The 11,895-nt window shown below is 71.4% G+C and carries 12 protein-coding genes; 4 read left to right on the top strand and 8 right to left on the bottom strand.

Annotation, left to right across the window (positions count from 1 at the left end; genetic code table 11):
- The 3 genes from QZT59_RS07410 to QZT59_RS07400 all read right to left on the bottom strand — a co-directional run.
- Positions 1-1,127 (bottom strand): xanthine dehydrogenase family protein molybdopterin-binding subunit (locus QZT59_RS07410; protein ID WP_290813588.1); only part of this gene is annotated, 1,127 nt, incomplete at its 3' end.
- A complete protein-coding gene (locus tag QZT59_RS07405) occupies positions 1,124-2,035 on the bottom strand; it encodes an FAD binding domain-containing protein (protein WP_290813585.1) in 912 nt (303 codons plus the stop codon). The genes QZT59_RS07410 and QZT59_RS07405, both read right to left, overlap by 4 nt.
- Position 2,036: 1 nt before the next feature.
- A complete protein-coding gene (locus QZT59_RS07400) occupies positions 2,037-2,621 on the bottom strand; it encodes a (2Fe-2S)-binding protein (RefSeq protein WP_290813582.1) in 585 nt (194 codons plus the stop codon).
- A 371-nt stretch (positions 2,622-2,992) separates the two neighbouring features.
- On the opposite strand from QZT59_RS07400, the gene QZT59_RS07395 reads away from it, so the two are divergent.
- Positions 2,993-3,745, top strand: coding sequence for a rhodanese-like domain-containing protein (locus QZT59_RS07395; RefSeq protein WP_290813579.1), 753 nt, complete (start codon positions 2,993-2,995; stop codon positions 3,743-3,745).
- A gap of 82 nt (positions 3,746-3,827) precedes the next feature.
- Here the strand turns inward: QZT59_RS07395 and cgi121 are convergent, their stop codons facing one another.
- Both cgi121 and QZT59_RS07385 read right to left on the bottom strand, forming a co-directional pair.
- Positions 3,828-4,379 (bottom strand): KEOPS complex subunit Cgi121, encoded by a 552-nt coding sequence (gene cgi121 / locus QZT59_RS07390; RefSeq protein WP_290813576.1) that lies wholly within the window; start codon positions 4,377-4,379, stop codon positions 3,828-3,830.
- A complete protein-coding gene (locus QZT59_RS07385; protein ID WP_290813573.1) occupies positions 4,379-6,751 on the bottom strand; it encodes an ATP-dependent DNA helicase in 2,373 nt (790 codons plus the stop codon). The genes cgi121 and QZT59_RS07385 overlap by 1 nt, the downstream gene beginning before the upstream one ends.
- Before the next feature lie 117 nt (positions 6,752-6,868).
- Between QZT59_RS07385 and QZT59_RS07380 the strand changes: the two genes are divergently transcribed.
- The gene (locus QZT59_RS07380; protein ID WP_290813571.1) at positions 6,869-7,306 is read left to right on the top strand and encodes a universal stress protein; all 438 of its coding nucleotides are present in this window, start codon (positions 6,869-6,871) and stop codon (positions 7,304-7,306) included.
- Between the two features lie 36 nt (positions 7,307-7,342).
- On the opposite strand, the gene QZT59_RS07375 is transcribed toward QZT59_RS07380, so the two are convergent.
- Positions 7,343-8,545, bottom strand: a complete 1,203-nt coding sequence (locus QZT59_RS07375) for an inorganic phosphate transporter (protein WP_290813569.1) — start codon at positions 8,543-8,545, stop codon at positions 7,343-7,345.
- Positions 8,542-9,531: a class I SAM-dependent methyltransferase gene (locus QZT59_RS07370; RefSeq protein WP_394348642.1), complete on the bottom strand. Its 990-nt coding sequence runs from the start codon at positions 9,529-9,531 to the stop codon at positions 8,542-8,544. Before QZT59_RS07370 ends, QZT59_RS07375 begins: the two co-directional genes overlap by 4 nt.
- A gap of 274 nt (positions 9,532-9,805) precedes the next feature.
- On the opposite strand from QZT59_RS07370, the gene QZT59_RS07365 reads away from it, so the two are divergent.
- Positions 9,806-10,051, top strand: a complete 246-nt coding sequence (locus QZT59_RS07365; RefSeq protein WP_290813566.1) for a ferredoxin — start codon at positions 9,806-9,808, stop codon at positions 10,049-10,051.
- A gap of 280 nt (positions 10,052-10,331) precedes the next feature.
- Here QZT59_RS07365 and mdh read toward each other — a convergent pair whose 3' ends face one another.
- Positions 10,332-11,246, bottom strand: a complete 915-nt coding sequence (gene mdh, locus QZT59_RS07360; protein WP_290813563.1) for a malate dehydrogenase — start codon at positions 11,244-11,246, stop codon at positions 10,332-10,334.
- A gap of 219 nt (positions 11,247-11,465) precedes the next feature.
- On the opposite strand from mdh, the gene QZT59_RS07355 reads away from it, so the two are divergent.
- On the top strand, positions 11,466-11,895 hold a 430-nt coding region (locus tag QZT59_RS07355; protein WP_290813560.1), incomplete at its 3' end, for an MFS transporter.

The raw sequence follows: 11,895 nt of genomic DNA, 5'->3' as shown, positions 1-11,895 counted from the left end.
GTGTTCGTGACGACCGCCCGCGTCTCGCAGTGGATCGCCGGGATCTCGTACTGGCTCGAGAGCAGCCGGCCGTACCAGGCGGGCATCGCGGGGCCGCCGCCGAGTCCGTAGCCGCCGACGTTGGCGACCGTCTCGACGCGCAGCCCGCGGATCGTCCCGTCGTCGTCGACGGCCATCCCCGCCGTCGTCCGGTGGTCGCGACCGTGGGCGCCGGCCAGGTAGTTCTCGGAGCGGGTCGCCGTCCACTTCACGGGGCGGTCGAGCGCCATCGCGGCCCACGCGGCCATCGCCTCGCCGGGATGGTGGTGGCCCTTGTGGCCGAAGCCACCGCCCACCGACGGCGCGACCACCCGGATTCGGCGCTCGGGCATGCCCAGGGTGGCCGCGAGCTTCCGGCGGTGGCCGTGGGGCGACTGGCTCGTCATCTCGACGGCGAGGCGCTCCTCGCCGGCGTCCCAGCGGGCGAGCGCGGCGCGGGGCTCCAGGGCGGAGGGGATCAGCCGGTTGTTCTCGAGTTCGAGCTCCACGGTCCGGTCCGCGGCCGAGAACGCGGCCGCGGCGTCCTCCCGGCTCCCCAGCTCCGAGGTGTCGACGACGTTGTCCGGCGCCTCCTCGTAGAGCGTCGGCGCCGACTCGTCGGCGGCCGCCGCCGGATCCACGACGGCGTCGAGGGGGTCGTACCCGACGGCGACCGCCTCCACGCCGTCGCGCGCGGCGTAGCGGTCCGAGGCGACGACCGCGGCGATCGGCTCCCCGTGGTAGCGCACCCGGTCGCGCGCGAGGATCGGGTGGCCGGGAATCTCGCGGTCCAGTCGCTCCGAGGCGATCGGGATGACGCCCGGGGCGTCGGAGTCGGCCACGTCGTCCCAGGTGTAGACGGCGAGGACGCCGTCGACGTCGCGCGCCGCCGACGGATCGACGGCGTCGATCCGGGCGTGCCCGCGCTCGCTCCGGACGAACGCGAGGTGGGCCATCCCCGGTGCCGTCTGGTCGTCGGTGTAGCTCGCCTCGCCCGTGAGCAGCGCGCGGTCTTCGCGGCGGGAGACGCCGCTGCCGACGAGCTCGCCGCCGGTGGCCTCGCCGCCGGCGGATCCTCCCTTTTCGCGGCCCGGCTCGCCGTCGCTCACTCCGTCTCACCCCCGTTCGCCCGCTCGATCGCCGCCCCCGTCGCGCGCTCGACGTGGGTTCGTAGCAGCCGGGCGCGGAACGCGGCGGAGGCGTGCACGTCGCCGCGTCGCGGCTCCGCCGAGAGGTCGTCGTCGACCAGCGCCGCGGCGTCGGCGAGCGCGCCGTCGTCGTGCGGCGCTCCCGACGCTTCGTCGACGCCCGCGCCGGTCAGGGCGTCCTCGACCGCGGAGAGCCGGATCGGGCGCTCCGTGGCGCCGACGGCGCCCACCCGGACGTCCGCGATCGCGTCGTCGGCGAGCTCGACCGCCGCGGCGACGCCCACCATCGCGAACCCGCGCGCCGGGTGCGTCTTTTTGGCGTACGCTCCGTCCCCGGCGCCGGGGACGACGATCCCGGTGACCAGCTCGTCGTCGGCGACGACCGTCTCGCCCGCACCCTCGAAGAAGTCGACCGCCGGCACGTCCCGGCGGTCGTCGGGGCTCCGTAGGCGAACCGTCGCGTCGAGCGCCAGCAGCGCCGCCGGCAGATCGGCGCCCGGATCCGCCTCGACGAGGTTGCCGCCGATCGTCCCGCGGTTGCGGATCTGGACGTCGCCGACGGCGCCGGCCGTCTCGGCGAGGAGGGGGACGCGATCGGCGAGGACGGGCGAGTCGAGGAGGTCCGCGTGCGTCGCGAGCGCGCCGACGACGACGCCCTCGCCGTCGTCGGCCGGTTCGATCGCCCCGAGTTCGTCGCAGTCGCCGACGTCGACCAGCACGTCGGGCGCCAGTTCGCCCGCCTTCATCGCCGGGAGCAGCCCGTGGCCGCCGGCGATCGGGCGGACGTCCCGATCGGTCTCGCTCGCAAGCTGCGAGAGGGCGTCGTCGACCGAGGACGCCCGGCGATAGTCGAAGGTGGCGGGGTACATCTTACGCGTCACCCCCGTCGTCGGCTCCGTCGCCGCACGGACCGGAGTCCGCGCACCCGCCGATCGAGCCGCCGTCGGCCGCGACGTCCGCTCGACCCGCTCCCTCGGCGGCCGCCAGGACGGCATCGACGACGTTCTGGTATCCGGTGCACCGACAGACGTTGCCCTTCAACGCGCGGCGCACCGATTCTTCGGTCTGTTCGGCGTCGTCCTCGAGCAGCGAGACGATCGTCATCACCATCCCCGGCGTGCAGAAGCCACACTGGAGGCCGTGGGCCTCGTGGAGCGCCGTCTGGACGGGGTGCAGGCCGTCCCCTTCGCCCCCGGTTTCGACGCCGTTGCCGACGAGTCCTTCGACGGTCGTCACCTCGCGGCCGTCGGCCTGAACGGCCAGCGTCGTGCACGATTTGACGGGCTCGCCGTCGAGGTGGACGGTGCACGATCCGCACTTGCCGCGCTCGCAGCCGACCTTCGGGCCGGTGTAACCGAGCTCGTCGCGAAGCGCGTGAACGAGCAACGTTCGGGCCTCGACGGTGAGTCGTTCCTCCGCGTCGTTGACGGTGAGGGTGAGTTCGTGCGTCGACATGGCGGACCTCCGATCCCGCGAGCGCGGGGTCGATTGGCGAATCCCTCGGGGGCGCGGCTGATAGTTCTGTGGGAGGCGGGTATCGACTCGTGGCGAGGCGAGGAATCGAGTCGAAGCCGCGCCGGATCGACCGTCCTACGGGTCCCGCTTCGGATCGGCAATCCCACGGGTCCCGCTTCGGATCGGCACCCCCACGGGTCGGGAGCGGACGACGGAACGGGCGACCAACGTGTCCGCGTCGACGGACCTGCCTTCGTTTCGTGTGGGGACCTATCATCTCACTGTTACCGATTCTCCACTCGAAACGAAGGGGTACTGCACCAGCACCCCTCACCAGAACGGCTATTTGATGCGAATTCGTCGGGGAGGATATGAACCGACGGCAGTACCTCGCCGTTGCCGGCGCCTCGTGGGTCGGCGCTCTCGCGGGGTGCCTCTCGGAGTCCGGAGACGAGGCCGCGGACGACGACGCGTCGAACGACGCCACATCCGGCGACGACGATACTGCGGGAAGCGACGACCGCGAGACGCTCGACCGGTTCGATCCGGCGGTCCCGCTCGCCTCCATCGACGAGGTCGTCGAGTGGCACGAGGACGACGCGGCGATCTTCCTCGACACCCGCTCCGAGGCCCAGTACGACGAATCGCACATCGCGGGCGCGAAGCTGAGTCCCGCCCCCGACGGACTCGCCGAGGACGATCCCGCCGAGGAGCTGTCGACGGACGACCGGATCGTCACCTACTGTCCGTGCCCGCACTCGCTCTCGGGCCAGCGCGCGGAGTCGCTCCTCGCGGCGGGATTCGAGTCCGTGTACGTGCTCGACGAGGGCTTTCCCGAGTGGGTCGAGCGGGGCTATCCGATCGAGGGGAACGAGGTGCAGGGATCGCTCACCGTCTACGAGGTCCGCGGACGAGTCGACGCCGCCCACGCCGGCGAGTACGCCCGCCTCGAGGAACCGGCGACCGACCAGCGGGAGTTCGGCCGGATCGACGACGACGGCCGCTTCGAACTGGCGGCGCAGTTCGTCGACGTCGACGCCGAGACCGCGGTGATCCTCGAGACGCCCGCCGGGAGCCGTCGCGGGACCCTCGGCGAGTTCACCGGCGACGAGGTCGAGGTCTGAGCGACCGGACGACCGGCGGATCCCGGCGGCGAGACGACCATCGGAGGACGTTCGGCCGGTCGCCCCACCGTCGGCGGCCGACCTATTTGTCCACCGTCAACAACGCGACCCGCTCGCAGACGAGCTCCTCGAGCGTCGCATCGGTCGCGGCCCGCTCCGCGTCCGTGATCTCGAAGAAATCCGCCAGCCGCTCCTCGTCCGCTTCGTCGAGGACGGACGCCTCCTCGAGGTCGAGTTCGTCGGCGAGGTCGGCGATCGCCTCCGCTTCGGCGCTCGCGGTTTCGCCGCTCGCGCGCTCGAGGCGTCCCGCCCGGTCGGCCTCGCGATCGCCGCCCGTCACCAGGATGGTCGCCGGTCCGTCGCCCGCCGCGACGCCCATCTCGAGCGCGCGCTCGATCTGGCGGCGTCCGGCCGCGTAACAGAGGATCTCCACGGCCGGATCGCGCGCGATCATCTCGCCTCGCTCGCGGGCGCGCTCGGCGCACTCGACCGCGCGCTCGAGGTGGCCGCGACCGGCGACGTAGCGCGCGTCGAACGCCTGGATGGTGACGTCGTGGCGATCCCCGACTTCGCTCAGCGTCGCGAGGACGTCGTCGAGGTCGTCCACCCTGAGGGTTCCCTCGAGCAGCTCCATCAGAAATCACCCAGGCTGGACTGGCCCTCGCCCTCGTCGTCCTCGCCCGCGGGCGCGTCCGCTTCCGCCACACGACCGGCGTCCTCGGCGGCGCCCGAGGGTGCGCCAGCGGTCTCCGCCCCGTCGGGCTTCCGGGGGGTCACGCCGTCCATCGAGGGATCTTCGCGGCCCGCGTTCTCGAGGATGGTCTCGGCCGTCTTCTCGCCGCGCAGGGCCCCGAGGATCACGCCCTTGTCGGCGTTGCGCAGGTCGGCGGGCGACTCGATCCCGACCTCGTAGAGCTGCCGGGCGCGCTTTCGACCCACGCCGCGGACGCCCACCAGCTCGAGCAGCTCCTCGCGGACCCCGTGCTCGACGCGGGCGCGGGCCTCCCGCACGGCCACGGTCCACTCGCTGTCGATCTCGGCGGCGAGCGATTCGGCGGCCCCCAGCAGCCACTCGGCCGTCTCGACCTTCCCGCGGAGGTCGCCCGGCCCGATCGAGTACCGCTCGGTGATCCGGTCTTCGTCCATCTCGTCGGCCCAGTCTTTGAGCAGCGCGCCGGTCTTCAGCGCCGCGAGCCAGTCCTCGAAGCGATCTTCCTCGTACTCGCTCGGGCGGTCGCCGAGGAGCTCGTCTTCCAGCTCGTAGTAGAGCTCGCCGTACGTGCCGTCCTCGCCCGACCGGAGGTAGAGCTCGTACATGTCGGGCGTCCGCGAGAGCAGCTGGTAGAGTCCGAGCGGCGTCGGGCGCGTTTCGGCGGACTCGAGCCCGTGGACGATCTCGGCGGCGCTCATCGGGTCGAGGTAGAGCCGCGAGACGGTGTGGCCGAGGCTGGTCGCCCGGAGTTCGACCGACGCGGCGTCGGCGTCGGCGAGATCGGCGGCGGAGGTGAAGGCGTCGGCGTCCGCCGTCCCGGTCTCGTCCCCGCCCTCGCGCTCGACGAAGTCGTTTCGCTCCAGGTAGTCGAGCACCTGGTCGGTCACCGTCTCCAGCCGGCCGCGTTCGCCCGACTGGCTGGCGTAGAGGGTCTCGCTCATGAACTCGAGGAGCCCCTCCCGGGTGCGGGCGAATCCCGAGGCGATCGTCGCCAGCACGTGGGTCCGGAGCGCGGGTTCGGCGGCCAGCTTCGACCTGACCGGCTCCGCCTCCGCCCAGACGTAGCGATCGAAGAGCCCGTCCAGATCGTCGTGGCTCTTCGCGAGCAGGACCGCCTCGCCGTAGGGGTCGAGTCCCGGCCGACCGGCTCGCCCCATCATCTGGTGGACCTCGAGGACGTCGAGGGGCGCCATCCCGCCCGCGGTGGGGTCGAACCGGCGCCAGTCGCGGACGACCACCCGGCGGGCCGGCGTGTTGACCCCGGCGGCGAGCGTGGGCGTCGCGCTGATGACCTTCAGCAGGCGGTCGCGGAAGGCGTCCTCGACGAGGGATCGGTGCTCGCTCGCCAGGCCGGCGTGGTGAAAGGCGCTTCCCTTCCTGACGCAGGCGGCCAGCGTTTGACTGGTCTCCGCGTCGCTCACGTCGAGGACGTCCTCGGCGAGTTCGGCGAGGGCCTCGCGTTCGTCGTCGTCGAGTTCGGGCGCCGTGACGCCGCCCAGCCGTCGGGCCGCCGCCTCCGCGTTGCGCCGCGAGCTGACGAACACCAACGACGACGCGCCTTCGGCGACGATGTCGCGGACGAGCGCCGCCTCCTGGTCCTCGCCGTCCTCGACGGGGACCTCGCGGGTGCTCCCGTCGTCGAAGTTGATCGCCGACCCGTAGTGGACGCCCATCTTGAGGTCGATCGGGCGCCAGTCGTCGTCGACGAGCGCGGCGTCGAGCCAGTCGGCGAGCTCGCCGGCGTTGCCCACCGTCGCCGAGAGCGCGACGACCTGCAGGGAGGGGTTGAGCTTCCTGAGCTTCGCGAGGGTCACCTCGAGGGTCGGCCCGCGGTTGCGGTCGTCGATCAGGTGCACCTCGTCGCTCACGACGCAGGTGAGCTCGGAGAGCCAGTCGGCCCCGTTTCGCACGAGCGAGTCGACCTTCTCGCTGGTGGCGACGACGATGTCCCTCGTCGCGAGCCAGTCGTCGGTGCTCTCGTAGTTGCCCGTCGTGACGCCGACGCTCACGCCGAAGGCCTCGAACGCCTCGAACTCCGCCTTCTTCTCGCTGGCGAGCGCTCGCAGCGGGACGATGTACAGCGCCTTCCCGCCGCGCTCGATCGACGACAGCATCGAGAGGGCGGCGATCATGGTCTTCCCGCTGGCGGTGGGGACGGCGGCGACGAGGTTCCCGCCGTCGGTCGCGCCCGCCTCGACCGCCTCGGCCTGGGGCGGGTAGAGCTCCTCGATCCCCTGCTCGCGGAAGTGCGAGACGGCGCCGGGCGGGAGCCCCGACAGCTCCTCGAGATTCATTGGGTAGCGTTGGGGCGTGTTCCGGTTTAAAGTGTCGTCTCCGTCGGTGGCGAATCTCCGCCGATACCCGGCCACTGTCGGCGACGGAGTGATGCGTTCGGGCGGTGAACGTCACCCGTGACCGATTCAGAGCGCGTCCTCGTCACCACGCTGGGGAACCCGGACGACGAGGCGGCGCTGCGGTACGCCCTCGAGACCTACCCCCAGGCGTCGGTGACGCTGCTCGCGGCGATCGTCCCGCTGGACGAACAGATAAGCGAGGGGCGCGTCCTCGAGCGGGGTGACGAGCGGCTCGCGCAAGCCAGAGACCGGGCCGAGTCGATCCGCGAGTCGGTGCTCGAGGGGACGGACGCCGCCTCACCGTCCCGGGTGACGGTACGGACCCGCGAAGGGCGACCCGTGGAGGTCGTCCCCGCCTACGCCGAGGAGCACGACATGGACCGGATCGTCGTCCCCGGCCACGAGGCGAGCGACGTCGTGCGCTGGCTCGTCGGCGACGGCATCCCGCGGACGATCGAGGAGCGGGCCTCGGTCCCCGTGGAGGTCCTCGAGTGAGGGCCGCGGCCGTTCCGCCGTCGCCCGACCGCGACGCTACGGGCCCACGACGACGGCGAGCGCCCGATAGACGCCGAACCCGAGGAGGACCGACGAGACGAGCGTCAGGATCCAGAAGGTGAGCGTGACGCCGATCTTCCGCCGCGAGACGCCGGCCGAGCCCGCCGCGAGGCCGCCGCCGATCACCCCCGAGAGGACGATGTTGTTGAACGAGATGGGGATGCCCAGCGCGATCGCGAGCTGGGCGATGACGAACCCCGGGACGAGCGCCGCGATCGACCGCCGGACACCCAGTTGGGCGTACTCCCTGGAGGTAGCCTGTAACAGCCGCGGTGCACCCATCCAGGCGCCGGCGAGGATGCCGGCGGCGCCGATCGAGAGCAAGACGACGCCGGGGAACCCGAGTTCGACCCGGAAGAGGTGCTCGAGCGGGCCGGTCGCGAGCCCGACCTGCGAGCCGCCGCTGGAGAACGCGACGATGCCGCCGAGGACGAGCAGGAACGTCCGGATGCCGTCCTCGACCGACGTCCGTATTCGCCTGCGGATCTCCCGGAAGGCGAGGGCGCCGAGCGCGACCGACACGAGCGGAACGAGCACCTCGACGCCGGCGACCGAGGGCGAGCCGAGCTGCCAGGAGACGAAGGCGGCGATGGTGCCCTGATCCCGCTCCGGATCGGGGAGGACCCCGAGTCGGACGTTCGCGATGATCGCGCCGACGAGGCCGGCGAGCAGCGGGACGCCGACCGTCTCGGGGACGTCGTCCCGGCGGAGCACGGTAGCCGTCGCGAAGGCGAGCCCGCCGGACATGATCGGTACGAGCGCCCAGAACGTGCCGAGGCGACGGTAGGTGCCCGTCGCCGGGTCGCCCCCGAGCGAGAGGCCGACGCCGACCATCGCGCCCGTCGTCGCGAACGCCGCCGGCACGGGGTACCGCGTGTAGATTCCGACCCCCATGAACGTCGCAGCGGTCAGCAGTCCGGCGATGGCGGCCGTGGCCGTGATGTCGACGCCGCGGATGAGGTCCGCGCCCACCGTCTCGGAGATCGCCCCGCCCTGCAACACCGCGCCGGCGCCGGCGAGCAGCCCGATGACGAACGCCGCCCGCATCGTGGAAATGGCGTTGGCGCCGATCGCGGGGGCGAACGGGGGCGAGTTGCTGTTGGCCCCGAGCACCCACGCCATGTACAGGCACGCCGCTACCGCCACGAGGACCTGAACGAACAGGACGGGTGCGATCATTCCGTCCCTCGACGGACCACGAGAACGGGGAAAAATCTGGCTCCGATCGCCGCCGCCGACGGTTCGTCGTCGGATCCGGCCCGGTCCGAGAATCGGTCGTCAGATGTGGTCCGGTCCGAGAATCGGTCGTCAGATGTGGTTCGGTCCGAGAATCGGTCGTCAGATGTGGTTCGGTCCGAGAATCGGTCGTCAGGACCGGCCCCGTCCGCCGGCTTCCGCTCCAGTCTCGCCCGGTAGTGGATCTCCCGGGGCTCCGTGTGACGGACGGCGGCGACCGTCCACGGCGTCTCGCTCGCCGCCGCCCGGAGTCGATCGGGCGAGCACAGCAGGAAGTGCAGCGCCGGTCCTACGGCCCGAACCCCCGGCTCCCACCGAGCCCGCTCGTACTCGAAGTGGAAACACCGGTGGGCGATCCCCTCGCGCGGATCCGGGCGGAAGCCGAAAAAATCCGCCCCGAGCCGCGTCGGGTCGTAGTTGTCCACCAGGCCGACGGCGTCCTCGGCCGTCACCCGCGCGAACTCCCGGAGGAGCGCGGCGATGCCGGCGAGCGAACCGCCGAGCGCGAGCTGGGTCCCGACGCAGTGTACCGCGCGGAATCGACCGTCCTCGAAGGGCAGGTCGTGCATGTCGCCGACCAGGACCCTCTCGGCGCCCATCTCTCGGGCGGTGCCGACCGCGTTCGGACTGACGTCCACCCCCACGGCGTCGACCCCGCGATCCTGGAACCAGCGAACGTGCTGGCCGGTTCCGCAGCCGACGTCGACGACGGGCCCGCGGGCGTCGGCGAGTCGTTCGAGCTCGAGTGTGGTCTCCTCGCCCCACTCGGCCCGCGGCGTGAAGTAGAACCCTTCGACGTTCCCGTCCTGGACCTCGGTCCCGTCGCGGTAGACGAGCCGTCCGGGCTCCCCGCGGTGGAAGTCGCGCATCGCTCGACCGAACGGGTCGGCGAACGTTCGTGGTCCCTCCGGCTCACGGTCGGCCGTCATGGCCTGGAATTGACGGGGCCGATAAATAAAATCCCGATGACACGTGACCCCGACTAACACGCCGCACGCCAACCGGGTCGCCGACGTCGGTCGGTGTGGAGGCGGTCGCGGTTCGTCTGTCGACGCCAGTCCGTGCGGAGGCGGTCGCGGCTCGTCTGTCGACGCCGGTTAGCGTAGGGACGGTCGTCGACCTTCGATCGACGCCGATCGGCGCGGGCCGTCTCCGCGGCCGATTCCCGCCATCGCTTTATTCCGGCACGCCGAACCGTCGCACATGAAGATCGAGTTCGACGAGGACGTTTGCATCGGCATGTACCAGTGCGTCGCCGAGTGGAGCGAGTTCGAGAAGGACAAAGATCGGGGGAAGGCGGTCCTCAACGACGCCGAGGAGGTCGAGGACGGCGTCTTCGTCCGCGAGGTGCCCGAGGACGCCGAGCTCGACGCCAAGTTCGCCGCCCGAACCTGTCCCGTCGACGCGATCACCGTCTACGACGACGACGGCGAGCAGTTGATCCCCTGACGTCGTTCGGGTCCGCCGTCGCGTTCGCTGTTTTCGTTCCGACAAGTTTCTCCCCTCACCGCGCCAGCGCCGCGTCCACGAGCGCCGCTTGCGCGTCCCGGAGCAGGGTCGAGGCCGCGCTCTCGGAACAGTCGAGCGCGTCACCGACTCGCTGGACCCGGCCGTCAGGGTGAGTCTCGACCTCGGGACCGTCGAGCTGCGGGTCCGGAAGCGGTGACTCGGTTGCGAGGGTTCGAAACCGCCCGGCCGACCGCCGTTCGCGAAAATTCCCGATCGACGCCTACGCGATCTTCTCGTACTGCTCTTCGAGCTTGTCGGCGGCCTCGGCGAGTTGCTGCTCCTCGAGGTCCGAGAGCTCCCACTCGACGATCTCCTCGACGCCGTTCGCCCCGAGCTTGCAGGGGACGCCGAAGGCCGTACCTTCGTGACCGTACTCCCCGTCGAGTTTCACGCTGCAGGGCAGCACCTCGCCGGTGTCCCGGAGGATCGCCTCGACCGTGTGGGCGACGCCGGTCGCGGGGCCCCACTGGGTGGCGCCTTTCTTCTCGATGACGTTCATCGCGCTCTCTGTGAGCTCGCCGAGGAGCTCGTCCTTCACGTCGTCCGTGAACTCGAGGTCACGACCGTTCACGCGGACCTTCGAGAAGACGGGGACCTGGGCGTCGCCGTGCTCGCCGAGGATGGTGGCGTCGACGTTGCCGACGGGCGCGTCGTACCGCCGGGAGATGACGTACCGGAACCGGGCGGAGTCGAGGCGGCCGCCGAAGCCGATGACGTGCTCGCGGGCGCGGTCGCCGGCCTCGTAGAGGTGGCGGTTGAGGAGGTCGACCGGGTTCGAGGTCGTGACCGACACGTAGTCGTCGTTGTACTCGTCGAGCGAGGACTGGATGTCCTCCATGATCGGCGCGTTGTCGCCGGCGAGGTCGATCCGGGTCTGGCCCGGCGAGCGAGGGATGCCCGCCGTGATCACGACGACGTCCGACCCCTGGGTCGCCTCGTAGTCGCCCTGGCGGACGACGGTGTTCGAGTCGTAGGCGATGCCGTGGTTGGTGTCGGCCGCCTGCCCGATAGTCGTGTCCTCCTGATCCGGGATGTCGACGAAGACGAGCTCGTCGACGACGTCGCGGAGCGCCAGGTTGTACCCTGCGGCGGCGCCAACCGTCCCGGCGGCACCGATCACGCTGACTTTCGACATAACGCGTGAATCTCCGCCCGGCGCCTCGTTAAATCCGTCGAATGTCGGCGCCTCGGACAATTTGACGAGGTGGAATACGTCGATCGTCGAACTCGCGGTCGGCGATCGGCCGGCGGCCGAACGGCTTCGGTCGGCGGCCCGTTCGAGCGTGTCGGTCGGCGCGCGACGCCCCTCGCCCGTTCCCCAACGGCTAACTCGCCGCTCCGCGCACCGACGGACATGCGCCGGAACGATCGCGCCATCGCCCGCTTCACGATGATCGGGCACGCGACGTTCCACTCCTACGAGCTCGCGATCCCGCTGTTCGTCGTCGTCTGGCTCGACGTCTTCGACGTCTCGCCGGCCGTCCTGGGCACGGTCGTCGCGGTCGGCTACGGGCTCGTCGGCGTCGGCGCGCTACCGAGCGGGGCGCTCGCGGACGCCTACGGCTCGAAGCGCCTCGTCGTCCTCTCGATGGCCGGCATGGGCGCCGGCTTCGCGCTCGTCGCGCTCGCGCCGACGATCTGGATCCTGGCGCTCGCGCTCGTCTGCTGGGGCGCCGCGGCGAGTCTCTACCACCCCGCCGGCCTCTCGCTCATCACCCGCGGGGCCGAGCGGCGGGGAACGGTCCTCGCCTACCACGGCGTCGCGGGCAACGTGGGCACCGCCG

The sequence above is a fragment of the Halovivax sp. genome (assembly GCA_007119345.1).
Classification (GTDB): domain Archaea; phylum Halobacteriota; class Halobacteria; order Halobacteriales; family Natrialbaceae; genus Halovivax.
This window is presented reverse-complemented; position numbering and strand designations above follow the sequence as displayed.